The 25,616-nt window shown below is 70.1% G+C and carries 22 protein-coding genes and 2 tRNA genes; 11 read left to right on the top strand and 13 right to left on the bottom strand.

Annotated elements, in window-relative coordinates; genetic code table 11:
* Positions 1-30: 30 nt before the first annotated feature.
* Entirely contained in the window at positions 31-1,359 is a 1,329-nt protein-coding gene (locus FHY03_RS06205; RefSeq protein WP_183929536.1) for an ectonucleotide pyrophosphatase/phosphodiesterase, read from the top strand.
* A gap of 66 nt (positions 1,360-1,425) precedes the next feature.
* Positions 1,426-1,875: a MaoC family dehydratase gene (locus FHY03_RS06200; RefSeq protein WP_183929534.1), complete on the top strand. Its 450-nt coding sequence runs from the start codon at positions 1,426-1,428 to the stop codon at positions 1,873-1,875.
* 130 nt (positions 1,876-2,005) lie between these two features.
* Here FHY03_RS06200 and FHY03_RS06195 read toward each other — a convergent pair whose 3' ends face one another.
* Genes FHY03_RS06195 through gap form a run of 3 tightly spaced genes read right to left on the bottom strand, consistent with a single transcriptional unit; the run spans position 2,006 to position 4,665 of the window.
* On the bottom strand, positions 2,006-3,196 hold the full coding sequence (locus FHY03_RS06195) for a phosphoglycerate kinase (RefSeq protein ID WP_183929532.1): 1,191 nt from the start codon (positions 3,194-3,196) through the stop codon (positions 2,006-2,008).
* Entirely contained in the window at positions 3,121-3,651 is a 531-nt protein-coding gene (locus FHY03_RS06190) for an MOSC domain-containing protein (RefSeq protein WP_183929530.1), read from the bottom strand. The genes FHY03_RS06195 and FHY03_RS06190 overlap by 76 nt, the downstream gene beginning before the upstream one ends.
* Positions 3,652-3,663: 12 nt before the next feature.
* Entirely contained in the window at positions 3,664-4,665 is a 1,002-nt protein-coding gene (gene gap, locus FHY03_RS06185; RefSeq protein WP_183929528.1) for a type I glyceraldehyde-3-phosphate dehydrogenase, read from the bottom strand.
* Between the two features lie 136 nt (positions 4,666-4,801).
* On the opposite strand from gap, the gene FHY03_RS06180 reads away from it, so the two are divergent.
* From FHY03_RS06180 to FHY03_RS06165, 4 genes are all read left to right on the top strand, one after another.
* Positions 4,802-4,978 carry a hypothetical protein gene (locus FHY03_RS06180; RefSeq protein WP_183920872.1) on the top strand — a complete coding sequence of 59 codons (177 nt, stop codon included), beginning with the start codon at positions 4,802-4,804 and terminating at the stop codon, positions 4,976-4,978.
* A complete protein-coding gene (locus FHY03_RS06175; protein WP_132909244.1) occupies positions 4,978-5,283 on the top strand; it encodes a cell division protein ZapA in 306 nt (101 codons plus the stop codon). Before FHY03_RS06180 ends, FHY03_RS06175 begins: the two co-directional genes overlap by 1 nt.
* Positions 5,284-5,469: 186 nt before the next feature.
* Positions 5,470-6,021 carry a 5-formyltetrahydrofolate cyclo-ligase gene (locus FHY03_RS06170; RefSeq protein ID WP_183920873.1) on the top strand — a complete coding sequence of 184 codons (552 nt, stop codon included), beginning with the start codon at positions 5,470-5,472 and terminating at the stop codon, positions 6,019-6,021.
* Positions 6,018-6,224, top strand: a complete 207-nt coding sequence (locus tag FHY03_RS06165; protein ID WP_183920874.1) for a DUF2842 domain-containing protein — start codon at positions 6,018-6,020, stop codon at positions 6,222-6,224. The genes FHY03_RS06170 and FHY03_RS06165 overlap by 4 nt, the downstream gene beginning before the upstream one ends.
* A 255-nt stretch (positions 6,225-6,479) precedes the next feature.
* On the opposite strand, the gene FHY03_RS06160 is transcribed toward FHY03_RS06165, so the two are convergent.
* The 5 genes from FHY03_RS06160 to FHY03_RS06140 all read right to left on the bottom strand — a co-directional run bounded on the left by FHY03_RS06160 (position 6,480) and on the right by FHY03_RS06140 (position 10,534).
* Positions 6,480-6,556 (bottom strand) — tRNA-Asp (locus FHY03_RS06160).
* 76 nt (positions 6,557-6,632) lie between these two features.
* Positions 6,633-6,709: transfer RNA gene (locus FHY03_RS06155), tRNA-Asp, on the bottom strand.
* A 53-nt stretch (positions 6,710-6,762) separates the two neighbouring features.
* The gene (locus tag FHY03_RS06150; RefSeq protein WP_183920875.1) at positions 6,763-7,983 is read right to left on the bottom strand and encodes an AI-2E family transporter; all 1,221 of its coding nucleotides are present in this window, start codon (positions 7,981-7,983) and stop codon (positions 6,763-6,765) included.
* A gap of 46 nt (positions 7,984-8,029) precedes the next feature.
* On the bottom strand, positions 8,030-8,773 hold the full coding sequence (locus FHY03_RS06145; RefSeq protein ID WP_409314156.1) for a Crp/Fnr family transcriptional regulator: 744 nt from the start codon (positions 8,771-8,773) through the stop codon (positions 8,030-8,032).
* A gap of 24 nt (positions 8,774-8,797) precedes the next feature.
* A complete protein-coding gene (locus FHY03_RS06140) occupies positions 8,798-10,534 on the bottom strand; it encodes a class I adenylate-forming enzyme family protein (RefSeq protein WP_183929526.1) in 1,737 nt (578 codons plus the stop codon).
* A 262-nt stretch (positions 10,535-10,796) separates the two neighbouring features.
* On the opposite strand from FHY03_RS06140, the gene FHY03_RS06135 reads away from it, so the two are divergent.
* From FHY03_RS06135 to FHY03_RS06120, 4 genes are all read left to right on the top strand, one after another.
* The gene (locus FHY03_RS06135) at positions 10,797-12,815 is read left to right on the top strand and encodes a 3-hydroxyacyl-CoA dehydrogenase NAD-binding domain-containing protein (RefSeq protein WP_183929523.1); all 2,019 of its coding nucleotides are present in this window, start codon (positions 10,797-10,799) and stop codon (positions 12,813-12,815) included.
* Positions 12,816-13,089: 274 nt separating this feature from the next.
* Positions 13,090-14,277 (top strand): acyl-CoA dehydrogenase family protein, encoded by a 1,188-nt coding sequence (locus FHY03_RS06130; RefSeq protein WP_183929521.1) that lies wholly within the window; start codon positions 13,090-13,092, stop codon positions 14,275-14,277.
* Positions 14,278-14,377: 100 nt separating this feature from the next.
* The gene (locus FHY03_RS06125; RefSeq protein WP_183929519.1) at positions 14,378-15,505 is read left to right on the top strand and encodes an acyl-CoA dehydrogenase family protein; all 1,128 of its coding nucleotides are present in this window, start codon (positions 14,378-14,380) and stop codon (positions 15,503-15,505) included.
* Positions 15,506-15,513: 8 nt separating this feature from the next.
* Complete coding sequence (locus FHY03_RS06120) at positions 15,514-16,383, top strand: acyl-CoA thioesterase II (protein WP_183920880.1); 870 nt, start codon at positions 15,514-15,516, stop codon at positions 16,381-16,383.
* A gap of 175 nt (positions 16,384-16,558) precedes the next feature.
* Here FHY03_RS06120 and FHY03_RS21315 read toward each other — a convergent pair whose 3' ends face one another.
* The 4 genes from FHY03_RS21315 to alaS form a co-directional block, all read right to left on the bottom strand.
* A complete protein-coding gene (locus FHY03_RS21315; RefSeq protein ID WP_221190038.1) occupies positions 16,559-17,206 on the bottom strand; it encodes a methyl-accepting chemotaxis protein in 648 nt (215 codons plus the stop codon).
* A gap of 72 nt (positions 17,207-17,278) precedes the next feature.
* Positions 17,279-18,349, bottom strand: a complete 1,071-nt coding sequence (locus FHY03_RS06110; RefSeq protein ID WP_183929517.1) for a catalase family protein — start codon at positions 18,347-18,349, stop codon at positions 17,279-17,281.
* 69 nt (positions 18,350-18,418) lie between these two features.
* Positions 18,419-20,455: a S9 family peptidase gene (locus FHY03_RS06105; RefSeq protein ID WP_183929515.1), complete on the bottom strand. Its 2,037-nt coding sequence runs from the start codon at positions 20,453-20,455 to the stop codon at positions 18,419-18,421.
* 282 nt (positions 20,456-20,737) lie between these two features.
* Positions 20,738-23,416, bottom strand: a complete 2,679-nt coding sequence (gene alaS, locus FHY03_RS06100; RefSeq protein ID WP_183929513.1) for an alanine--tRNA ligase — start codon at positions 23,414-23,416, stop codon at positions 20,738-20,740.
* Between the two features lie 159 nt (positions 23,417-23,575).
* Here alaS and FHY03_RS06095 point away from each other — a divergent pair, with 159 nt between their 5' ends.
* Entirely contained in the window at positions 23,576-24,322 is a 747-nt protein-coding gene (locus FHY03_RS06095; protein ID WP_183920884.1) for a PEPxxWA-CTERM sorting domain-containing protein, read from the top strand.
* A gap of 4 nt (positions 24,323-24,326) precedes the next feature.
* Here FHY03_RS06095 and FHY03_RS06090 read toward each other — a convergent pair whose 3' ends face one another.
* A complete protein-coding gene (locus FHY03_RS06090) occupies positions 24,327-25,616 on the bottom strand; it encodes a Xaa-Pro peptidase family protein (RefSeq protein WP_183929511.1) in 1,290 nt (429 codons plus the stop codon).

Below are 25,616 nucleotides of genomic sequence, written 5' to 3'. Positions count from 1 at the left end.
GCCGTCATCGCAGCGGCGTAAGCGCGCGGCATGATGCTCCGTTCGCTTCTCGCCGCCGCGCTCCTCGCCCTCGGCGGCTGCGCCTATCCTTATACGCCGCCGGCCTTGTCGCCCGTGACCGCGCCCGCCCCACCGCTCGCTGCTCGGGAAGGTGCGGCCACGACGCCGGTGCAAAGGTCTATTCCTGCGCCGGTGACGATCCTCGTCTCGATCGACGGCTTCCGCCCCGATTACCTGGAACGCGGCGTCACGCCGCGGCTGTCGGCGCTCGCGGCGAGCGGGGTTAGCGCCTCGATGCGGCCGTCCTTCCCCTCCAAGACCTTCCCCAACCACTGGACGCTCGTCACGGGCTTCGTGCCCGACCGGCACGGCATCGTCGCCAACCGGATGGAGGACGAGGCGCGGCCGGGCGAGACCTTCACGATGGCGACCGACGACCCGTTCTGGTGGAACGTTGCCGAGCCGCTGTGGGTCACCGCCGAGCGCGCCGGCATCCCGACCGCCACGATGTTCTGGCCGGGCTCGAACGTCGCCTGGGGCGGCACGCGCGATCCCGCCCACCCGCACGCGGACGTCGGCGCGCGCCCGCGCGACTGGCAGCAATATAACGAGGCGGTGAGCGATCGGCAGCGCGTCGACGCGGTGCTCGACTGGTTGCGGCGTCCGGCCGCCACTCGGCCGCGCTTGGTCACGCTCTACTTCGACGAGGTCGACACCGCCGGCCACGAATATGGTCCCGCCGACCGGCGTACCCTTTCCGCGGTCGCCACGGCCGACGCGAGCGTCGGGCGCCTGGTGGACGGGCTCGCCGCGCTGGGCCAGCCTGCCAACCTCGTGATCGTCTCCGACCATGGCATAGCGCCGATCGCGCCCGAGCGACGCATCGCCATCGACTCGATCGTCGCGCCGACCGACGCGCGGGTGGTCGAGAGCGGCCCCTATGCGACCTTCGCGCCGGTACCGGGACGCGACGCCGCGGTGGCAGAGGCGCTGCTGCGCCCGCACCCGCATATGACCTGCTGGCGCAAGGAAGCGCTGCCGCCGCGCTTCCGGTACGGCGGCAACGCGCGCGTGCCCGCCTTCCTCTGCCTGGCCGAGGACGGCGCCGCGGGCGGATGGATCCTCGCCAAGACTGCGACCGACGAGGCCACTCACCGCGGCGCGCACGGCTATGACAACGACTCGCCCGACATGCGCGCGCTGTTCATCGCCAACGGGCCTGCCTTCGCCGCGGGTCAGCGGCTGCCGACCTTCGACAATACCGACGTGGCGCCGCTGCTGCGCGACCTGCTCGGCCTTCCCGCGGGCGCCGGGCTGGACGGCGACGACGCGCCGTTCCGCCGCGTGCTGCGGCGCTGAGCGCCGCGCCGGCTTGATCCGCCGCGACGATCATGGCGAAGTGGCCCGCGAGAGGAGAGCGGCGCGATGCAGTATTTCGAGGACGTCGCGGTCGGCGCCGTCGCGCGCTTCGGCCATTATGCCGTGACTCGCGACGAGGTGATCGAGTTCGCGCGCAAATACGATCCCCAGCCGTTCCACCTCTCCGACGAGGCCGCGGCGGCGACCCATTTCGGTCGGCTCTCGGCGAGCGGCTGGCACAGTTGCGCGATGGTGATGGCGATGCTGGTCGAGCAGCTCCGCGCGGTCGAGCAGGCCGGGCTCGGATCGCCCGGCATCGACGAGCTGCGCTGGTTCACCCCGGTCTTTCCGGGCGACACGCTGCGCTGCGAGACCGAGGTCCTGGATAAGCGCGCGTCGCGGTCACGGCCCGAGATGGGAATCTACAAGAGCCGCCTCACCGCCTTCAACCAGCATGACGTCGCGGTGCTGACGATGGTGTCCAACGCGCTGATCGCGACGCGGCCGGTGAGGTGACTCTATCAGGTGCTTCGAGAAGGCACTTCGACAAGCTCAGCGCCACCTCAGCACGAACGGTAGCTCCCATCCGTTCGCGCTGAGGAGAGGCTGAGCTCGTCGAAGCCTCATCTCGAAGCGTCCGCTACGCTCACCGCTGCAGCGCAGCCACCCCCGGCAGCTCGCGGCCTTCCATCCACTCCAGGAAGGCGCCGCCCGCTGTCGAGACGAAGCTGAACTGCTCCGCCACGCCGGCCTGGTTGAGCGCCGCGACGGTATCGCCGCCGCCCGCGACCGAGACCAGGCTGCCCTCCTTGGTCAGCGCCGCCGCGGTGCGCGCCAGCGCCACCGTCGCGGCGTCGAACGGCGGCGTCTCGAACGCGCCGAGCGGGCCGTTCCACACCAGCGTGCGGCAGGTCTTGAGCACGTCGCCCAGCGCCTCCACCGCGGCCGGGCCGACGTCGAGGATCATCTCGTCGGCGGCGACCTCGTGGACGTTGACGGTGCGCACCGGCGGGTTGGCGCGGAACTCGGTCGCCACCACCACGTCATAGGGCAGGTGCACGGTGCAGCCGGCGCGGTCGGCGGCCTCGAGGATCTCCTCGGCGGTGCCGGTGAGATCGTGCTCGCACAGGCTCTTCCCCACGTTCACGCCGCGCGCGGCGAGGAAGGTGTTGGCCATGCCGCCGCCGATGATGAGGTGATCGACCTTGCCGACGAGGTGCTTGAGCACGTCGAGCTTGGTCGACACCTTGGCACCGCCGACCACCGCCGCGACCGGATGCTCGGGCGCGCCGAGCGCTTTCTCGAGCGCGTCGAGCTCGGCCTCCATCGCGCGTCCGGCGAAGGCGGGAAGCACTTGCGCGAGCCCCGCGGTCGAGGCGTGGGCGCGATGCGCGGCGGAGAAAGCGTCGTTGACGTAGAGGTCGCCGAGCGCGGCGATGCGGTCGATCGTCTCGCGGTCGTTCTTCTCCTCGCCGGCGAAGAAGCGCGTGTTCTCCAGCACCGCGACGTCGCCCGGCTGGAGCGTGGCGACCGCCTCGGCGGCACCGGCCCAGTCGACGAAGCGCACCGGGCGGCCGAGCACGCTCTCGTAGGGCCTGGTGATCTGCGCGAGCGAGAACTCGGGCGCGGGCTGCCCCTTGGGTCGACCGAAATGCGCCAGCACGAGCACGATCGCGCCCTTATCGGCGAGCTCGGCAACGGTCGCGACCGTAGCGCGCAGCCGCGTGTCGTCGGTGACGTGGCCGTCCTTGAAGGGGACGTTCAGATCCTCGCGGACGAGGACCCGCTTGCCGGCGACGTCGCCGATGTCGTCGAGCGTTCGAAAAGACTTGGCCATGGGTCCTCGATCCTGATCCTGTCACCGACGGCGATCGTGCCGCCCTGTATCACCATCGCGCAGGCGCCGCCGCGCCAGTCCGGCGTCATTGCCTGTTTGAGGCCGGGAGCGAGCGCTTCCATCCGCTCGCACGGGTCGCACTCGCGCGTGATCTCGAGCAGCACGTCGGCGCCGATGCGGAGCACCGCGCCCGCGCGCTGCGGCAGGTCGAGATCGTCGACCAGCAGGTTGGCGCGCCGCTCGGTCCAGTCGATCGCGTGACCGACCAGCTCCATTGCCGCCTCCCAGTCGCCGCGCTCGATCAGCGTGACCTGGCGCTTGTACGGCTTGCCACGCATCGCGCCGCGGAAATCGCCGTGGATGCCGCGCGCGAGCGACACCTCGGCGCGCACGACCGACTCGACCGGCGCGCGCGAGCGGGCGTGGCGCGCGATGCCGAGCAGCACGCCCGTCACGCTCGCCCGACCTCAGCCGAGCTTCGCCATCGCCGTCGCGGTGTCGACCATGCGATTGGAGAAGCCCCACTCATTGTCGTACCAGCTGACCACACGCACCAGCTTGCCGTCGATCACCGCGGTCTCAAGGCTATCGACCGTCGACGAATAGGGCGTGTGAACGATGTCGATCGAGACGAGCGGCTCGTCCGAATAATGCAGCACGCCCTTCATCGCGCCCTCGGCCGCGGCCTTGAGCAGAAGGTTGACCTCTTCCTTGCTGGTGTCGCGCTTCGGCGTGAAGGTGAGGTCGACGAGGCTGCCGTCGGGGACGGGCACGCGGATCGCGGAGCCGTCCAGCTTGCCCTTCAGCTCGGGCAGCACCTCGCCCACCGCGCGCGCCGCGCCGGTGGTGGTCGGGATGATGTTCATCGCCGCCGCGCGTGCGCGGCGCAGGTCGCTGTGGATCTGGTCGAGGATCTTCTGGTCGTTGGTATAAGCGTGGATCGTGGTCATCAGCCCGCGCTCGATCCCGATCGCGTCGTTGAGCACCTTGGCGACCGGCGCGAGGCAGTTGGTGGTGCACGACGCGTTCGACACGATCGTGTGCCCGGCCTCGAGCTTGTCGTGGTTCACGCCGTACACCACGGTGAGGTCGACGTTCTTGGCAGGCGCCGAGATCAGCACCTTCTTGGCGCCGGCGTCGATATGCTTCTGCGCGCTGGCGCGATCGGTGAAGAAGCCCGTGCACTCCAGCACGATGTCGACGCCCAGCTCCTTATGCGGCAGGTTGGCGGGATCGCGCTCGGCGGTAACGCGGATGCGCTTGCCGTCGATCACCATGTCCTGCCCGTCGGCCTCGACCGTGCCCGCATATTTGCCGTGGACGCTGTCGCGGCTGAACAGCCACGCGTTCGACTTGGTGTCGGCGAGATCGTTGATCGCCACCAGCTCGAGGTCGCTGCCACGCTCGATCAGCGCGCGCGCCACCAGCCGCCCGATCCGTCCGAAGCCGTTGATCGCTACCTTGGTCATGCGCCTGTCTCCGCGTAAGTTCGGTGTCGCGCGGGTCTTTGCGCCGGACGGCGCGCGGCCGTCAACCGCTGCGGTGCATCCGCTCGTCTCTACGCCATCTTGTCGGCGCGCGCGGGCGATCCTATCGCCTCTCATCATGGACAACCCAGCGATCGACCGGCTCGATGCCGCCATCACCCGCGTCGAACGCGTCTTGGAGCAGCGCCTCGCCGCCGCCGCCACGCTCGCGCGTCGTCACGAAGCATTGCGCGACAAGATGGGCGAGGCGGTCGCCGCGCTCGACGAGATCATCGCGCGCGGAGGGCAGGACTGATGGCACGCGTGACGCTGCGGATCGGCGAGACGAGCTACGACCTGGGCTGCGGCGACGGCGGCGAGGCGCGACTGATGCAGGCCGCCGCGCTGATCGACGAGCGCTGGGAGGACGCGCGTCGCGCCGCTGGCGCGGGCGGGGTCAATCGCACGATGCTGCTCGCCGCGCTGATGGTCGCCGACGCGCTGATCGAGGCGCGCGAGGCACCCCCGCCCGAGACGCCCGAGGGTATCGCGCTCGATCGCCTGTCGGAAAGGCTCGAGAAGCTCGCCGCGGCCCTTGAGCAGGCGCCGCCGACGTCCTAGATAGGGGTCGGCGGGTTCTGCCCGGTACGAGCTTATAAATATCCCTGAGGCTATTCATCTTCCATGGGGGTTGTCCCTGCCCGGATCCTGGTCCGACGTACATGACTCCCACCTGACGTACTGGGCGTCAGTGGATACATCGGCCAACGGCCACGGCGGTCCCGCCACCCCGCCTTACTCTTCGGCATGACCGACAAGCGCATGCTCCGCGCTGCCGCGCGAACGGCCCGTGAGTCGTTCGTTGCCGCGGGGGTGCCGGCGTTGCCCTGCCCGCATGAGTTCGTCGCGTTGCTCGCGCCCGGGATGGTGGTAGCGAGCTACGCGCCGATCGGCAGCGAAGCCGATCCCGCCGCACTTGAGGCGGCGGCCCGCGCGGCGGGATGCCGGCTCGCGCTGCCGCATGTGGTCGATCGCGCGACGCCGATCCGCTTCCTCGCCTGGGACGCCGACCACGCGCTCGCTGACGGACCGTTCGGGCTGCGCCAGCCCGATGGTGCGCACGCCGAGGTCGTGCCCGACCTCGTCCTCACGCCGCTGGTGGCGTTCGATGCCGCGCTGAATCGAATCGGCCAGGGTGCGGGCCATTACGATCGCGCCTTCGCCGCCTTTCCCGCGGCGCTCCGCATCGGTATCGCCTGGAGCGTGCAGCAGCTCGACTCGATCACCCCTGACCCGTGGGACGCCCCGCTCGACGCGATCGTGACCGAGCGCGGCTGGATCGCGGGAGCGGCGCGATGACGCCGTCGTGGCGCAAGCCGGTGGGGATGCTCGCGATCCTGCTGCTGATCGCGCTGTGGTGCGTGGCGATCGCGTCGCTCTCCGGCGTGATCGGGCGCTGGCCGGCGCTGATGCAGCTCGGGTTCTACCTGGTGACCGGCATTGTCTGGATCACGCCACTTAAGCCGCTGCTGCGCTGGATGGAGACCGGCCGCTGGCGGTGAGGTGATGGCCACGGCGGTGCGGGAGTGACGGACAGTGGCGCTCTCGCCGGTCGCGGCTCTCGAGCCTGCCCCGGCCTCGCCCTCTTCGTCATCCCCGCGTAGGCGTGAATCCAGACACGCTAACGTCCGCGACAGGGTCGCACCGTCCGCGCGTTTGGATTTCCGCCTACGCGGGGACGACGGGCTGAGTGCTATCGTCGCGGACAAAAGGAGGGCGTGACTGGCCAATAACGTCGCGCCGCGATGCGACGACCGTGGCGCGAGTGACGGGGCTCGAACCCGCGACCTCCGGCGTGACAGGCCGGCGCTCTAACCAACTGAGCTACACCCGCAACGTGTCGCGTCGAGCCGAGGCGGCCCGCTGCGACGTTCGACGGTCATGCTTGGATCTGCGGCCTCCCCGAGGGGTGGCGCGAGTGACGGGGCTCGAACCCGCGACCTCCGGCGTGACAGGCCGGCGCTCTAACCAACTGAGCTACACCCGCTTGCAGAAGCGTGAGGCGCGCCAACTAGGCGGCACGCCGGGGGCTGTCAACGGCTATTCCGCGTCTTTCTCGCCGCGCCGCGCGAGCACGCCGGAACGCCCCTCGCGGGTGCGAGTCAGCGTGCCGTGCTCGAACAGGAAGCCGGCGATATCGGGGCGCCCCGCGGCCGACAGGATCGTCTGTACGATGATCAGGATCGGCACCGCCAGCAGCGCGCCCACCGTGCCCCACACCCAGCCCCAGAAAGAGATGGAGATCAGGATCATCACCGGGTTGATCGTGAGCCGGTGCCCGACGATCAGCGGCGTCACCACGTTGGCCTCGATCAGATGCGCCCCATACATGATCGCGGGCGCGGACAGCGCGGTCCACACGTCGGAGAAGGTCATCAGCCCGCCCACCGCGAGCAGCAGCGCCGCCACCACCGGGCCGAAATAGGGAATGTAGTTGAGCAGCGCGACGATCCCGCCCCACATCAGCGGGAAGGGCATGCCGAGCAGGTGAAGCGCGCCCGCGATGATCGCACCGAGCGCGACGTTGATGACCGTGATCGTGCCGAGGTAGGAGGACACGTCGTCGACCATCTCCTGCAGCACGCGCGCGGTCGCCATCGCGCCGCCGAAGCTGGCGCGCTCGGTGATCATCCGCTCGCGCGTGCGGGTCCAGCCCGACAGGAAGAAGAAGGCGACCAGGATCGCGTAGAACACCTGGATGATGACCGCCGGCGCCGAGGTGGCGGCGAGCTCGACGATCGAGCTGGGCGGCGCCACCGCCGCGGTGGGCGACGGGCGCACCGGCGTGCTCGCGATCTGGCGCAGCGTGCGGTTGGCGTATTTCTCCAGGCTTGAGTAGAGATCCAGCAGCGGCGCGAGATTGTCCTGGATTCGCCCGATGCGCGACGGCAGCAGCCGGAAGAACTCGGTCGCGGGCACGACGATCGCGGCGAGCGCGACGTTGGCGATCAGCAGGAACAACAGCACACAGACCAGCGCCGCCAGCGCCGACGGCAGTCGCCGCCGCTCAAGCCACTCGAGCAGCGGGATCAGCGCGAGCGCGACCACCAGCGCGACGGCGGTGGGCATGAAGAACTCGGCACCCGATTTGAGCGCGAACGGCAGGCCGAGCATGAGCCCGATCCCCGAGGTGAGCGTCAGCGCGGCGAGCAGCCGGTCGCGCCGCAACACCACCTGCGGGTCTCCCTCCGCCGACAGAGCGGCGGCGTCGGGCGGAAGCGTTACCGGCGTCAGGGCCGGTGGCGGCGGGAGATCGGCCATCGAGAGAACCTAGCGAGAGGAAAGACGGCGTGAAAGCGCGCAGGCGTCAGGCAGCGGCCGCCTGCCAGGGTCCTTCCTCGAGGTAGAGGTAGTCGGGGTCGAACTCGCCGACTCGCGCCAGCCCGCTCTCGTCCAGGATCGTCACCGTACCGCGCACCGCCTCCACCAGCTTCTCCTCGCGAAGCCGCCGCAGCGTACGGTTGACGTGGACGCTGGTGAGCCCGCAGGCCTCGCCGAGATCCTGCTGGATCAGCGCCAGCTCGAACGTGCCGTTGTCACCGCGACCGGTCGCCTTCAGCCGGTGATAGGTCTCCAGCAGGAAGTGCGCGATACGGCCCGCGGCGTCGAGGCGGCCGATGCGGAAGATCCACTCGCGGTGGAGCGCGGCGTCGAGCAGGGTCGAGCGCCACAGGATGCGGGCGAGCTGGGGATGGTCGGCGACGATCGAATCGATCGCGGCGTGCGGTATCACCGCGATGCGCGCCTCGGTCAGCGTGCCGACGTCGTGATCGAGCCGGTGCAGCGGATAGCCGTGGAGGTCGACGAAATCGCCGGGCACCTGCAGCGCGACGAGCTGGCGGAAGCCGTCGCGCGCGTCCATGTAGCGGCACATCGCGCCCTCGAGCAGCAGCGTGCTGTTGCGCAGTCGGTCGCCGCGTCGCGTGACGATCGTGCGCGCGGGCAAGATATCGATGCGATCGACCGCGCGCTCGAGGATGTCCTTGTCCGCCTCGCTCATCGTGTCGCGGCCGCGCCCGCGCAGGAAGTCCCGTGTTACCCGCATTGCCATCCCCCGCTCCACAGGGGAACAGCCCTACGCCGCGAAACGTTCCCGGAACAAGCCCTTGAGCTCGCGCTTCAGGATCTTGCCGTTGGCGTTGCGCGGCAGCGGGTCGGCGGTGAAGCGGATCGCCGCGGGTACCTTGAAGGGGGCGAGCCGCTCGCGCACCCAGCACTGCAGCTCGGTTTCCTCGGCTGCGGCGCCCGGGATGAACCGCACCACCGCGACCGGCTCCTCGCCAAGCACGCGATGCGGCGTGCCGATCACCGCGCATTCGCTCACCGCCGGATGCGCCTGGAGCACGTTCTCGACCTCGATCGAGTAGATGTTCTCGCCGCCGCGGATCACCACATCCTTGGCGCGATCGAGGATGTAGAGGAACCCCTCCACGTCGAGCCGGCCGACATCACCGGTGCGGACCCATCCCCCGACGAAGGTCTCGGCGGTCGCCTCGGGGCGGTTCCAATAGCCCGCCACCACCATCGGTCCGCGCGCGCGGACCTCGCCCACTGCGCCGGAGGGTAGTGGCGCGCCGTGCTCGTCGGTGATGATCACATCGGCGACCGCCACCGGCAGGCCGGCGCTCTCCGGCCGCGCGAGATAATCCTCCGCGGCCAGCGAGGTCACCGTCGCCATCGTCTCGGTCATGCCCCAGCCGTTCTGCGGCCACACGCCGAACTCGGCGCGGAGTCGCCTGGCCAGCTCGGGCGCCGCCGGCGCGCCACCGTACGCGATCGACTCGAGGCTCGAGAGATCGAAGCGATTGCGCTCGGGGTGGTCGAGCAACTGCCACGCGATCGTCGGCACGCCGCCGGTCACCGCGACCCGCTCGCGCTCGATCAGCTCCATCGCGCGCACCGCGTCCCAGCGGCGCATGAAGATCGAGGTCGAGCCGCTCGCCACCGCGCCCATCAGCGCCGCCGAGCAAGCGGTGACGTGGAACAGCGGGATCACCGTCAGCATGACGCGCGGCGTCGACGGCGATGGCGCCTCGCCGCGGCGCAGCGCGGTACGCGCCGCGGCATAAGCACTGCTCATGATGTTGGTCGTGAGATTGCGGTGCGTGCCGAGCGCTCCCTTGGGCCGCCCCGTGGTGCCGCTGGTGTAGAAGATCACCGCGGGGTCGTCAGGTGCGAGCGCGGCGGGGGGCAACCGTCGCTCGGGCAGCGATCCCCACTGCGCGGGGGCGCCGATCAGCGCTTCCAGCGCGACGGCCGGCAGCGCCAGCGTACCGGCGGCGCGAGTCACCAGCACGTCGCTGAGATGGCGCAGCAGCCCGTACAACGGGATCAGCCGCTCGTGGCGCTCGGCGTCGACGATCAGCATGCGGGCGCCCGAGTCGTCGAGCGCGTAGCGCAACTCCTCGCCACTCCACCAGGCATTGAGCGGGACCGCGATCGCGCCCAGCGCGGTGATGGCGAACAGCGCCACGTGATATTCGGGCAGGTTGCGCATCGCGATCGCCACCCGGTCACCCGCGCGCACGCCCCGCGCCGCCAGCTCGGTGGCGAGCGCCGCCACCGCCCGCGCGTGCGCGGCGTAGCTGACCCGCTCGTCCTCGTGGATCGTCATCAGCCGCTCGCCATGGCCGCGACTCGCCTCCAGCAGCGCACGAAGCGTCGGCGGCGCGTTCTTCCACGTGCGCGTCGGCACCCCGCGGACCGTCACCGTCTCCATCTCGAAGGCACTGCCCGGCGCGGTGAGCAGCGCGCGCACCTCATCGTGCGACCGCGCCGGCCAGCCGGCGCCCTGCGCCTCCTCTACCGTCATTGCCGCCTCCGTCGCTCGAACATCGGGTCCGCTGCGAAGCGAGACTAGAGTTGATTTGCGAGGCGCTCAAGGCGATACAGCGTTCAAAGGTTAGAAGGTAAGGTATGGCCAAGAAGGCAATGACACGCCGATGCGCCAGACGCTTGACGCAACGACACCGACGTATCCAACGCTGCGGTGCGACGCACCGCCGCGACCTATCGCGCCTTCACTGACCCATTCCGACCAGCGCCAACACCGCCGCCGCAGGAGCAACGCACGCATGACCGCCTCTTCCCCGATCCGCACCGAGCGCCACGGCGACGTGCTCGTCATCGTGTCCGACAACCCGCCGGTGAACGCGCTCGGCGCGGCGGTGCGGATCGGGTTGGAGGCAGCGATCAAGGAGGGCGCCGCGGACCAGTCGATCGCGGCGATGGTGATCCGCTGCGACGGCCGCACCTTCTTCGCGGGCGCGGACATCACCGAGTTCGGCAAACCGCCGGTCGAGCCGCTGCTGCCGGTGCTGGTCGACATGATCGAGGCGTGCGGCAAGCCGGTGGTCGCCGCGATCCATGGCATCGCGCTGGGCGGCGGCTGCGAGGTGGCGCTCGGCTGTCACTATCGCGTCGCGGTGCCCTCGGCCAAGATCGGCACGCCCGAGGTGAAGCTCGGCCTGTTGCCGGGCGCGGGCGGGACGCAGCGGCTGCCGCGACTCGCCGGGGTGCGGCTCGCGCTGGAGATGACCGCGAAGGGCGAGCCGATCTCGGCTCAGCGCGCGCAGGAGGCGGGATTGATCGACCGGATCGTCGGCGAGGACAGTCTCGCCGTCGACGCGCTCGCCTTCGCCAATGAGGTGAAGGCCAAGCGCCCGATCCCGCGCGCTGCCGAGAAGGCCGTCGCGGCCGATCCGGAGGCGGTCGCCGCATTCATGAAGGAAAACGCCCGTCGCTTCCGCGGCTTCGACGCGCCGGCCGCCAACGTCGAATGCGTCGTCAAGGCGACCGAGCTGCCGTTCGCCGAGGGGCTCGCCTATGAGCGGCAGGCGTTCATGCGGCTGATGACCGGCACGCAGTCGGCGGCGCAGCGCCACATCTTCTTCGCCGAGCGCCAGGCGGCAAGGATCGACGACGTCCCCGCCGACACCGCGCTACGGCCGATCGCCCGGGTCGGCGTGATCGGCGCGGGGACGATGGGCGGCGGGATCGCGATGAACTTCCTCTCCGCGGGCATCCCCGTGACGATCGTCGAGATGGCGCAGGAGGCACTCGACCGCGGCACCGCCGTCATCCGCAAAAATTACGAGGCGACCGCGGCCAAGGGGCGGATGAAGCCGGCGCAGGTCGAGGCGGCGATGGCGGCGCTGACGCCGACGCTCGACTTCGACACGCTCGCCGACTGCGACCTCGTCATCGAGGCGGTGTACGAGAATATGGATGTCAAGAAGGAGATCTTCACGCGCCTCGACAGCATCGCCAAGCCGGGCGCGATCCTCGCCTCCAACACTTCCTATCTCGACATCGACGCGATCGCCGCCTGCACGAAGCGGCCGCAGGACGTCCTGGGGATGCACTTCTTCTCGCCCGCCAACGTGATGAAGCTGCTGGAGGTGGTGCGCGGCGCCGCGACAGCGCCGGACGTGCTCGCGACGGTGATGGCGCTGGCCAAGCGGATCCGGAAGGTGGCGGTGGTGGCGGGCGTCACCTACGGCTTCATCGGCAACCGTATGCTGATGCCGCGCCAGGTCGAGGCCAACAAGTTGCTGCTCGAGGGCGCCACGCCCGAGCAGATCGATCGCGTCCACACCGAGTTCGGCATGCCGATGGGGCCCTTCCAGATGGCCGATCTCGCGGGCGTCGACATCGGCTGGCACCGCGACCCGAGCCGGATCGAGAACGTCCGCGACGCGCTCGCCGCCGAGGGCCGCTGGGGCCAGAAACGCCAGGCGGGCTTCTACGATTACGACGAGAAGCGCACTCCAAGCCCCTCCCCACGCGTCGCCGAGATCATCCAGGAGTGGCGCGAGAGGACCGGCACGCCGCAGCATGCCGTGACCGACGCGGAGATCGTCGAGCGCACGCTCTACCCGATGGTCAACGAGGGCGCACTGATCCTGGAGGAGGGCAAGGCGCAGCGCGCGTCGGACGTCGATGTCGTCTGGATCTACGGCTACGGCTGGCCGGTGTACCGCGGCGGCCCGATGTTCTGGGCGGAGACCGAGGGTTATGACAAGGTCGTCGCCGGGCTGGAGAAGCACGGCTTCACGGTGGCGAAGAGCCTGCGCGAGGGCACGATCAAGTGAGCGGGGCGGCCGCCGGGCGATGGCGAGGCCAAAGGCGGCGCCGGCGAGAGGCCGCCAGCGATGGCCCGTGCCCCCTCCCCTCCCGCTGCCGTCATCCTGAACTCGTTTCAGGATCCACGGTCCCGCAAGCTCCGCCGCACCTGAGTACGCCGCACCGTGGATCCCGAAACAAGTTCGGGATGACGCCGGTGGGCGGAAGAGGCGGAGTAAGCGCCTCTAACTGCACCACCGCCGCCCCCGCCGCCCACCTCACCTCTCCCGCGAGGACCCAGCGATGACCGACCTCGACACCTTCCGCAGCGAGACCCGCGCGTGGCTCGCCGCGAACTGCCCGCCCGAGATGCGCGAGCCGGTGCGCGCCGACACCGACATCTGCTGGGGCGGCCGCCGCTACGACCCTGCCGCCAACCCGCCGCAGGCGCGCTGGCTCACTGCGATGACCGAGCGCGGCTGGACCGTGCCCGACTGGCCGACGGAATATGGCGGCGGCGGGCTCTCGCCGGCGGAGACGAAGATCCTGCGCGAGGAGATGGCCGCGATCCGCGCACGCAACCCACTCAACTCGTTCGGCATCTCGATGCTCGGTCCGGCGCTGCTCAAATACGGCACCGAGGCACAGAAGCTGGAGCATCTGCCCCAGATCGCGCGCGGCGAGATCCGCTGGTGCCAAGGCTATTCCGAGCCCAATGCCGGCTCCGACCTGGCCGGGCTCGCCGCCAGCGCCGAGGACGCGGGTGACCATTATATCGTCAACGGCCAGAAGGTGTGGACCAGCTATGCCGACAAGGCCGACTGGATCTTCTGTCTGGTGCGCACCAGCAAGCAGTCGAAACAGGGCGGGATCAGCTTCGTGCTGTTCGACATGGACTCGCCCGGGGTCTCGACCAAGCCGATCCTGCTGATCAGCGGTTACTCACCCTTTTGCGAGACCTTCATGGACAACGTGAAGGTGCCCAAGGCGAACCGGGTCCATGACGAGAACAAGGGCTGGGACGTCGCCAAATACCTGCTCGGACACGAGCGCGAGATGATCAGCGGCATGGGTCTGGCGAGCGGGGGGCGCAACCCCCTGGTGGAGGGCGCGATCGCGACGGTCGGGCTCGATCACGACGGCCGCCTCACCGACCCGCTGCTGCGCGCGCAGATCGCCTTGTTCGAGGTCCGCGCCAAGGCCTTCGCGGCGATGTCCGAGCGCTTCATCGACGAACTCAAGGCAGGGCGCGCGCATCCCGCGCAGCCGAGCATGATGAAATATGTCGGCACCGAGCTGAACAAGGCGCGGCACGAGCTGATGATGGCCGCGGGCGGCTCGGACGCGCTGGAATGGGAGAGCGAGCGCTCGCGCGGCGGCGCCGGCGCGCGCGCCTGGCTGCGCACCAAGGCCAATTCGATCGAGGGCGGGACGAGCGAGATCCAGCTCAACATCGTCGCCAAGCGTATCCTCGAGCTGCCGGGAGCCTAGATCGAGACCGTGCTCCTGCGAACGCAGGAGTTCAGAATGATGACGCGGTGCGGCCGGGAGCCTGAGTTCCGGCGTCCGCCGCAACATGGGACCAGATGTGATGCCGCTCTACCTCAACAACGAACAGATGATGCTGCGCGACACCGCCAAGGAGTTCGTCGCCGAGCACGCGCCCGTTTCCCACCTCCGCAGCCTACGCGACTCAAACGATCCTCTCGGCTTCTCGCCCGATCTGTGGAAGCAGTTCGCCGAGTTGGGATTCACCGGCATCCTGATCGGCGAGGACCAGGGTGGGCTCGGGCTCGGCCATGTCGAGGCCGGCGTGGTGCTGGAGGAGATCGGGCGCAACCTGTCACCCTCCCCCTTTCTCACCACCGCGGTCGCGGCAGTGGAGGCGCTGCGCGGCAGCGCGCAGGCGGCGCGCTGGTACCCCGGTATCCTGGCGGGCGAGACGGTCGCCGCGCTCGCCATCGACGAGGGCGCGAAGCACCGCGACCGGGTCGCGCTGCGCGCCGAGCGCGCCGGCAACGGCTTCCGGCTGTCCGGCGCCAAGCAGTTCGTCACGCACGGCCATGTCGCCGACGTGCTGATCGTCGCCGCGCGCACCGCTGGCGGCGACGACGACGCGGGCGGCATCACCTTATTCGCGGTGCCGCGCGACGCCGCCGGGCTGACCGCCACGCCCGAGCGGCTCGCCGACTCGAGCGTCGCCGCACGGCTGACGCTAGAGGACGTCACCGTCGACGCCGACGCGGTGCTGGGTGAGGTCGACGCGGGTCGCGCGGTGCTCGACCGTGCGCTGCGCGCCGGGCGTACCGGCGCGGCGGCCGAGCTGGTCGGCGTCGGCGCCGGCGCGATGGACATGACGATCGGCTATCTCAAACAGCGCAAACAGTTCGGCGTGCCGATCGGCAGCTTCCAGGCGCTGCAGCATCGCGCCGCGCATCTCTACAGCGAGATGGAGGTGGCGCGCGCTGCGGTGCTCAAGGCGCAGCAGCTGCTCGACACGGGGAGCGACGCGGCCGACGAGGCGGTCTCGGTCGCCAAGGCGATGACCGGGCTGGCGACGACCCTGTCGGTGCAGGAGAGCGTGCAGATGCATGGCGGCATCGGCATGACCGACGAATATGACGTCGGCTTCTACATGAAGCGCGCGCGCGTGCTCGCCGAGTTGTTCGGCGACACGCACTACCACTCCGACCGGCTTGCACGCGCGGCGGGCTATTGAGGCGCACGATGGCAGAGACGACGCTCGCCGCGCTCGTCGCCGACCTCGTCGACCTGCTCGACGTGGTCGCGGTCGACGTCGACCTGTTCCGCGGGCGCCGCTCCACTGACGGTGTCGGGCGAGTCTTCGGTGGCCAGGTGGTGGCACAGGCGCTCCAGGCGGCGCAGCGCACCGTCGATGGCCGCGCCGCGCACTCGCTCCACGCCTATTTCATGCGGCCGGGGTCGGAGGCCGCGCCGATCGACTATCGCGTCGCGCGCGACTTCGACGGCGCCAGCTTCGCCACCCGGCGGGTGGTGGCGTGGCAGGACGAGCGGCCGATCCTGACGCTCACCGCTTCATTCCAGCGCGACGAGGCCGGCTTCCACCACCAGTCGGCGATGCCCGACGTGCCCGCGCCCGAGACGCTGCGGAGCGAGCGTGAGTGGCGGATCGAGCAGCGCGAGACGATCCCGGAGCGCTGGCGCGAGTCGCTGCTGCGCGAGCGCCCGATCGAGTTCCGCCCGGTCGCGCCGCGGCGCTGGACCGATCCCGCGCCGCGCGAGCCGGTGCAGCACAGCTGGTTCCGCGCCGTGGCGCCGCTCGGCGACGACGCGGCGGTGCACCGCGCGGTCCTCGCCTATGCCAGTGACACCGCGCTGCTCAGCACGGCGATGCTGCCGCACGGCGTGAGCTGGACCACGCCGGGCATGCAGACCGCCAGCCTCGACCATGCGCTGTGGCTGCACGCGCCGGTGCGGGCCGACGAGTGGCTGTTGTACGCGGCGGACAGCCCCTGGTCGGGCGCCGGCCGCGGCTTCAACCGCGGCGCGATCTACGCGCAAGACGGGCGATTGGTCGCGAGCGTGGCGCAGGAGGGGCTGATCCGGCGGCGATAGCGGATTGGGTCGGAGGCGGTCGATGAGAGTTCGATCGACCACGTCCGCAGCCCCAGCGGGCTCCTGCGCAAGCAGGAGCCAAGAGCCACGAACGCCGTTTCCATGGGCCTCGGTGCCGGCTTCGCCGAAGCACGCTTCGACGTCGAGGGATCAGACTTCAGCGACGCCCCGCGCGCTACGCCGCAATCATCTGCCGCGCGCGCAGTGTCGCCGCCTGTGTGTCGCCGGCCAGTTTCTTCACCTCGGCCGCGACCACCGCGAAACCGCGCCCGGCGTCGCCCGCGCGCGCCGCCTCGATCGAGGCGTTGAGCGCGAGCAGGTTGGTCTGCGCCGCGATGCCCGCGATGGCGTCGACCACGCCGGCGAGCTGCTCGACCAACGTCTCCATCTTGCCGCGGTCAATTTCGGCCTCGCCGCGATAACGCTGGCTCTCGCGCAGCCGCAGCTCGACCTCGTCGGCGAGATTAACCTCAGCGGTCACGTCGCTGGCGAACTTCACGATCCGCTCGACCACGCCATTCTCGCCCGTGATCGGCGTATAGACCGCGCGCAGCCACACGGCGCTGCCATCGCGCGCGACGCGTTCGAACAATCCGCTCTGGTGCTTGCCCTCGGCCAGTGCACGCCACAGCGCGGCATAGTCGGCCGAGGCGGCAAAGGCGGCAGGACATAAGGTGCGGTGGTGCCGCCCCTCCACCTCGCGCGCGGTATAGCCCATCGCCTTGAGGAAGCGCTCGTTCACCCAAGTAATCGTGCCATCGGGCGTGAACTCGATCACCAGCTGCGATCGCTTGATCGCGTCCCACAACGGTCCCTCGCGCACGTGTACTTCCTCAACCACCTGAGGAGATTAACGTTAAGTCTGCAGGGTTAACGAGATGATACCGGCGCGCGCTCACACCGGTTCGTGGATCGGGCAGCCGTTCGCTCGCGCGCGGAAGTCGGCCGAATGCCGATAGGTGTCGCGGCGCGCGCGGTTGATGTTGCCGAGCGGCTGATGCGCGGCCAGCCCGGTCCACACGCTGAAGCGCATCTGCTCGTTGACCTGCTCCACGCGTGCCGGGTCCCAGCTGTCCTGCGCTCGCGTGCGGATCACGCCGACGCGGTGGAACGGCGCCTCCTCCTCGTCCCACTCGACCGTGGGATCCTCGATCGGCTGGTGCGCCTCGTCCCGCGCGAGCTGGACGCGGAACTCCCACTCGCCCTCGGTGTCACGCAGGTCCTCCTGCACGGTGCGGCGGATCGCATCGCGCTCGCCGTCGGTGTCGATGATATCGCCCTTGCGCGCGCGCAGCCCCGGCGCGATCGGCCGCAGGCTGAACTTGGCGACATGGTCACCGTAGCGGAACGGCGTCACGCTGTAATAGGTCTCGCCGACGGGATCCACGTTGGGCGCGCCGCCGAGCGAATTGATCGCCGGGCTCTCGATACCGACGGCGCCAATGGCGCTGCGGACCCCGCGCAGCACCGCGGACAGCGCCTTCTTCCCGCCCTCGATCGCGTCGGTCGTCGGAGCGAGCAGCTTCAGACTACCGAGGAACTTGTCCGCGTCCTTGGCCTGAAAAACCTTGCCGTTGACCATCACGAAGTCCTGCGTGCGCCCCTCCGCGCCGGGCAGCCGCGCGCCGTCCACGTCGAACACCTTGATCGCTAGTCCGCGCGGCAGGGAGATGGCGTCGTCGAGGATGTCGCCGGGGTTGGTCGAGAGGCGCATCATCACGCGATGCTCCCCCGGCGTCGCGAACAGCCCCTGCGCCAGCTCGGGCGGCAGGTCGACGTCGATCGTCAGCGTTCCCTCGAGGACGCCGTGCGCCTTGGCGTGGACGGCGCGAACGGCATGGCCGTAATCCTCGTTGGTCGTCTCCAGGATCCGGTCGAACGTCGCATTGAGCTGCGCGATCGTCTCCGCCTCGTCGGGCTTCACCTGCTCGAGCTCGGGGCGGTAGCGGATCGGGGCAGCGTACATCGTCGGCTCTCCTGGACGGGCACACCTACCAACCCAGGTTAGCCTCGCGCGTTCCCCCGGCGGGCTGCATCACTGTGCTGTGCGGCCCGTCCAGCGGTTCATCCAGCCGATCACCTCGCGATACCATTGGCGCGAGTCCTTGGGCTTGAGCACCCAGTGGTTCTCGGCCGGGAACACGAGCAGCCGTGACGGGATCTCACGCCGCTGCAGCGCGGTGAACGCCGCCAGCGCCTGCGTATAGGGAATACGGAAGTCCTTCTCGCCGGTGATCACCAGCTGCGGCGTCTTCCAGCGATCGACATAATTGACCGGGTTCCACCTCTCGAACGCCTGCGGGTCCTCGAAATAGGCTTTGCCGCCATGTTCCCACTCGTCGAACCACAGTTCCTCGGTCTCGTACGCCATGGCGCGCGCGTCGAAGACGCCGTCGTGCTGGACGATGCACTTGAAGCGATCGGGCCAGCGCCCCTCGATCCAGTTCATCATATAGCCGCCGTAGCTCGCGCCGAGCGCGCAGGCGTTGCCGCCGTCCATCCAGTCGAACCGCGCGGTCGCGGCGGCGAGCCCCTTCTGCAGGTCCTCGAGCGGCCAGCCGCCCCAATTGTTGCGGATCGCGTCGGTGAAGGCCTGGCCGTAACCGGTCGAGCCGTGGAAATCGACCGCCACCAGCGCGTAACCCGCCCCGGCGAACACCGCCGGGTTCCAACGATACGACCAGCTGTTGTTGCTCGATCCCTGCGGCCCGCCGTGGACCATATAGGCGATCGGCAGCTTGCCGGTGCTGCCCGCCGGCCGCACCGCAAAACCCCAGACGGTGTCGTCGTTGGCGCCCTTGAAGCTGAACCGCTCGACCGCCGGCATGTCGATGCCCGCGAGCTTGGCGGCGTTGACGCTGGTGAGCCGCTGCGGCGCGCGACCCGGCGCCACGCGGTAGAAGTCGTCGGGCGCGGTGAGGCTGTTCATCGCCACCACCGCGCCGCGTGGGCCGACCGCCACCGCGGCGACGTTGCCTTGCTCGGTCAGCCGCGTGACCTGCCCGCTGCGCGCGTCGACGCGCCACAAAGGGTTCTCCTGCGTGTCCTCGGCAGTGACGTAGAGCGAGCGCGAGTCGGGCGCCCAGCGCAGCGATCCGATCGAGCGGTCCCAGCGCTCGGTCAGCGAGGTCGAGCGGCCGGTGGCGAGATCGCGCAGCGTCAGCACGTAGCGGTCGGCCTCGTAGCCGGGCCGCCGCATTGCGAGATAGGCGAGCGTGCGACCGTCGGGGGAGACGCTCGGCTGCGTGTCGGTGGCGCGATTGGCGGCGGTGAGGTTGGTCGGCGCCGCGCTGGCGTCGGCGGGCACCTGGAAGACGTCGAGATTGGTCGACAGCGGCTCGATCCGCCCCGCCTCACGCAGCGCGAAATAGAGCGTGCGACCGTCCGGGCTCCAGCTCACTTCCTCGCCGCCGCCAAACGGCTTGGACGGCGTGTCGCCGACCAGCCCGCCCATGACCGAGCGCCCGTTGCCCCGCGCGCCCTGCGCGGTGAGCGGCAGCACGAACAGCTGCGAGCGGGTCCCATCAGCCCAGGTGTCCCAGTGGCGCACGAAGAGCCGGTCATAGGTGCGGCCGGCGCCGGCATCGGCGCGCTTCTTCACCATCGGCAGCTCGAGCGTGGCCGCGCCGGGGGTGCGGTCGGCCCAGACCACGAGCTTGTCGCCAGTGGGGGCCACCTTGAAGCCGCCGAAGCCGCCCTTGAAGTCGGTGAGCCGGCGCGGGGTGCCGCCGGCCACGGGCACCGACCAGATCGCGTCGTCGGCGCTGAAATAGACGGTGGTGCCGACGACCTGCGGGTCGTTCTCGTCTAGCTTGGGGTCGGCAGCGAGCTTCTCGGGGGCGGCGCCGGCGCGGGTCAGATCGAGCCGCCACAGGTCATAGCGGCCGCGGTCGGCGTCGAGGTCGGTCTCACGCTGCGCCCAAACCAGCCAGTGGCCGTCGTCGGACATGGCGGGCGCGCCGACGCGGCTGAGCATCGTGACGTCGTCAATGGTGAGCTGGCGCGCGGCGGCGGGAGTGGCGAGCGCGGCGGCGGAGAGCGCGAGCAGACTCGCGACGGAGGTGCGGTTCATCGCGCCACGATACAGCAGAAGGTGACGGCTGAGACAATCGGGGCGGTGACGAGCGGTGGAGTGGGACACCTTCGACGCTTCGCCACTTGAACCCCGCGAACGTCGAGGTGGGTGACGTCGCGCGCAGCCAGTTCGTCCATCGCAACTGGATCCCGCCTTACGCCGGGGCGGCAGCTCAGGTGGGGAGCGGCTCATCCCCGACCAGAGCGCCGTGCTCCTGCGCACGCAGGAGCCCAAATGAGTAGGGAGGCGCCCGGGGCTCCGGATTCTTCACGACCGCCGCTATGCCTCCGCCGTTGCCCCTTCGAGCGCCGCGCGGATCGCCGCGAGCGCCTCGGTCGCCTGCGAGCCATCCGGTCCGCCGCCCTGCGCCATGTCGGGCCGACCGCCGCCGCCCTGCCCACCCAGCGCCGCGACCGCGCGGCGCAGCAGCTCGACCGCGTTGAAGCGTCCCACCAGATCCTCGGTCACCCCGACCGCGATCGAGGCACGCCCGTCGTTAACCGCGATCACCGCCGCCACGCCCGAGCCGACGCGCTGCTTCGCCTCATCGACCGCGCCCCGCAGCCCCTTGGCGTCGAAGCCGTCGAGCACCTGGCCGACGAAGGCGACGTCGCCGACCTGCTCCGGGCCCGCTGGCGCGCCGCCGGCACCGCCGCCGAGCGCGAGCGCCTTCTTCGCCTCGGCGAGCTCGCGCTCGAGCCGCCGCCGCTCGTCGAGCAGCGCGGTCACGCGCGCGGGCACCTCGTCGGGCGTGGTCCGCAGCGTCGCCGCCACCGCACGCAGCGTCTCGTCCCGCGCGGTGAGGTAAGCGCGCGCCGCCTCACCGGTCAACGCCTCGACGCGACGCACGCCGCTCGACACCGCGCTCTCGCCGACGATCTTCAACAGGCCGATGTCGCCGAGCGCGCCGACATGCGTGCCGCCGCACAGCTCGATCGAGTAGGTCGCGCCGTCCGGCTCGCGGCCCATCGACACCACCCGGACCTCGTCGCCGTATTTCTCGCCGAACAGCGCCATCGCGCCCATCGCGATCGCGTCGTCGGGCGTCATCAGCCGCGTCTCCACCGCGCCGTTGCCGCGGATCTGCGCGTTGACCGCGGCTTCGGCATCGGCGAGCTCGGCCGGGGTCATCGCGCTGGAGTGCGAGACGTCGAAGCGCAGCCGCTCGGGCGCGACCAGCGAGCCCTTCTGCGCGACATGAGTCCCGAGCCGCTGGCGCAGCGCCTCGTGCAGCAGGTGCGTGGCGGAGTGATTGGCGCGGATCGCGCCGCGGCGCGCGTGGTCGACCGTCAGCCGCACCGTGTCGCCGACCGCCAGCTCGCCCGCGTCGATCGCGGCGTGATGGACCCAGAGCTTGCCAAGCTGCTTCGACGTGTCGGTGACTCGCGCGGCGGCTCCCGCGTCGGTGGCGAGCGTGCCCGCGTCGCCGACCTGTCCGCCGCTCTCGCCGTAGAAGGGCGTCTGGTTGACGATCACGTCGACCAGGTCGCCCGCGGCGGCGCGCTCGACCCGCACGCCGTCCTTGACCAGCGCGAGCACGACGCCCTCGCCGCTCTCGCTGGCATAGCCGGTGAACTCGGTTGCGCCGAACTGGTCGGCGAGGTCGAACCACAGTTCGTCCGAGGCCTTGGCGCCGGACCCCTTCCACGCCGCGCGCGCGGCGCGCTTCTGCTCGGCCATCGCCGCGTCGAAGCCGGCGCGGTCGACGCGAAACCCCTGCGCGCGCAGCGCGTCCTCGGTGAGGTCGTAGGGAAAGCCGAACGTGTCGTAGAGCTTGAACGCGGTCTCGCCCGCCAGCGTATCGCCCGGCCGCATCCCGCCGGTGGCGTCGTCGAGCAGGCGAAGGCCCTTCTCCAGCGTCTGGCGGAAGCGAGTCTCCTCCTGCTGCAGCGTCGCCTCGATCAGCGGCTGGGCGCGCACCAGCTCCGGGTAAGCCGCCCCCATCTCGGCGACGAGCGCGGGCACCAGCCGGTGCATCAGCGGCTCCTTGGCGCCGAGCAGGTGGGCGTGGCGCATCGCGCGGCGCATGATCCGGCGGAGCACATAGCCGCGGCCCTCGTTGGCGGGCAGCACGCCGTCGGCGACGAGGAAGCCCGAACAGCGCAGGTGATCGGCGATAACGCGGTGGCTCGCCTGATTGTCGCCGGTGGTGGCGGTGTGGGTCAGCGCGCCCGAGGCGGCGATCAGCGCCTTGAACGTGTCGGTGTCGTAATTGTCATGGACGCCCTGCATCACCGCGGCGACGCGCTCCAGCCCCATGCCGGTGTCGATCGACGGGCGCGGCAGGTCGCCGACGATCGCGTCGGCCTCCTGCACGAACTGCATGAAAACGAGATTCCAGATCTCGACGAAGCGGTCACCGTCCTCGTCGGGCGATCCCGGCGGGCCGCCGGGGATATGATCGCCATGGTCGTAGAAGATCTCGGAGCACGGCCCGCACGGCCCGTCCGATCCCATCGCCCAGAAATTGTCCTTGGTGGGGATGCGGATGATGCGGTGATCGGGCAGGCCGGCGATCTTCTTCCACAGGTCGAACGCCTGATCATCGGTATGGAAGACGGTGGCGGTCAGTTTGTCGGCCGGCAGCCCCCATTCCTTGGTCAGCAGCGTCCACGCATGCGTGATCGCCTGCTCCTTGAAATAGTCGCCGAAGGAGAAATTGCCGAGCATCTCGAAGAAGGTGTGATGCCGCGCGGTATAGCCGACATTGTCGAGATCATTGTGCTTGCCGCCGGCGCGAACGCATTTCTGCGCGCTCGTCGCGGTGGTGTAGGGCCGCGTCTCCAGCCCCGTGAAGACGTTCTTGAACGGCACCATGCCCGCGTTGACGAACATCAGCGTCGGGTCGTTCTGCGGCACCAGCGGCGCCGAAGGGACGATGCGATGCCCGGTGCCGCCGAAATAGTCGAGGAACGAGCGACGGAGGTCGTTGGTCGAGGTGGTGCTGGTCGAGCTCATGGCAGGGTGACTTAATCGCCCCGAGCGGCGCTGCCTAGCCTCGGGCGTTGCAAAGCGGCAACGGTGCCGACCGATCCCGCCCTGGGACAGATCGAGCCTCTTTGTGCATGTAAGGTTAATGAGTAGAGCCGCTGGACAGGAGCAGGGGGATATCACGACATGAACGTACGGAAGTGGCTTCTCGCCGCCGCGGGCGGTGCTGCGCTCGCACCGCTGAGTGCGACGGCGGCGACGATCGTCCAATATGACACCGAGTCGATCATGCTCGGCATCCCGGGCTTCGACTCCGCTCTGGGCACCCTGAACAAGGTGACGCTCGACGTCAGCGTCCTCAAATATCGTGTCTGGATCCTCACCGCCCCGTCCGGTTCACTCACCGGCAGCACCGCGGCGGTCGACTGGACCGTCAACAGCAGCTGGGGTCTCGGCAGCAGCAACTTCGGCACGCCCGGCCTCAGCGTCGCGATCACCGGTGCGGGTAGCAGCGACGTGACCTTCCGCTCAGGGCCCTCCTCGGACTTCGGCTTTTTCCAGGTCAGTGCCAGCGGCGCGGGCTCCACCACCTTCGATCCGGCATCGTTCGTGAACGACCGCCGCGTCTATTTCAACGGCTTCGACAACGGCTTCTACGGCGATCCGGCGGGTACGGCCTTCACCAACCTCCCCGTCAACGTTCGGCCGATCCCCGCCTCCGGCGCCTGCCGGCTCGGGAGTGACGGGCCGCTGCCGCCGTTCAACGACGACGATATGTGCGGCACGGTGCGCTACACACTCACCTACGACTACACGCCCGTCGGCGCCGCAGTGCCCGAGCCGGCGACCTGGGCGATGATGGTGCTCGGCTTCGGCCTCGCCGGCGCCGCGATCCGGCGCCGCCGCGCGACCGGCGTGCCCGCCACTGCCTGACGCTTCAGACGGGCCGCTCGATCGACTCGGGCGGCTCGCTGAACCAGCGCGGGCCGTCCGCGGTGACGTGGAAGCAATCCTCCAGCCGCACGCCGAACTTGCCGGGCAGGTACAGGCCGGGTTCGTCCGAGAAGCACATGCCCGGCGCGAGCCGGGTCATCTCGCCGTGGACGAGGTTGACCGGCTCGTGCCCGTCCATGCCGATGCCGTGTCCGGTGCGATGCGAGAGGCCCGGCAGGCGGTATCCCGGGCCGTAGCCGAGCGGCTCGTAATAGCCGCGCACCGCATCGTCGACCGCGCCCGCCGCGCCCCCCACCCGTGCGGTGCGAAACGCGAGCGCCTGCGCCGCCTTCACCTCCTCCCACACCCGCCGCTGCTCGGACGAGGCGCTGCCGTGTACCCAGGTGCGCGACACGTCGGACTGATAACCCTGGACGGTGCAGCCGCAGTCCATCAGCACCACCTGCCCATCGGCCACCCGGATCACCTCGCGGCTGCCGTGCGGCAACGCCGCGGCGGGGCCGATCAGCGCCAGAGCGAACTCTAGTTCGCCGCCGAGCTTCTCGGTCGCGGCGGTCATCAGCGCGCCGATCTGCTGACCGGTCATGCCCTTCTCGACCCGCGGATAGGTCCAGCGATAGGCCGCGAGCGTCACCTCGGTAGCGCGCTGCATCAGCGCGATCTCGGCGGCGGTCTTGATCATGCGGCAGCCGCGCACGACCGGGTTGGCGCTGACCAGCCGCGCCCCCGGCAGCGCGCGCGCCAGGCCGGCGTAGACGAAATAGCGCACGCTCTCCTCGACGCCGACCGGGCGCGCCGCCAGCCCGCGGTCGCGCAGGAAGCCCGCGACCGTCGTGAGCGGGTCCTGGTCTTCCTGCCACACGCGCACCTCGGCCGGCACCGCCAGTGTCTGGCGAACCGACGGTTCCTCGAAGAAGGGCGTGACGATGCACGGCTCGCCCTCGACCGGCAGGATCGCGGCGGTGAGCCGCTCGCTGCGCCCCCACCGCACGCCGGTAAAATAGATCAGGCTCGATCCCGGCTCGATCAGCACCGCACCGATCCCGTGCGCGCGCATCAGCGCCTGCGCTCGTTCCAGCCGCGACGCGCGCTCGGCGCCGTCGATCGGGCGCGCGTTGGTGGTGAGGTCACCCAGCGCGGCGAGATCGGGCGCGGCGGCACGCACCACCGCGGCCGCAGCGTCGGTCGGCACGGCCCCGGTCCCGGCGAGCAGCGCGGCACCGCCCGTCAGCACGTCACGGCGGGCGGGGCGATAAGGGCTTCGCGTCGTCAT

This window comes from Sphingomonas sp. BK345 (assembly GCF_014193845.1).
Lineage (GTDB): Bacteria > Pseudomonadota > Alphaproteobacteria > Sphingomonadales > Sphingomonadaceae > Sphingomonas.
The sequence above is the reverse complement of the archived record's forward strand: the minus strand, read 5'-3'. Positions and strand labels throughout refer to the sequence as shown.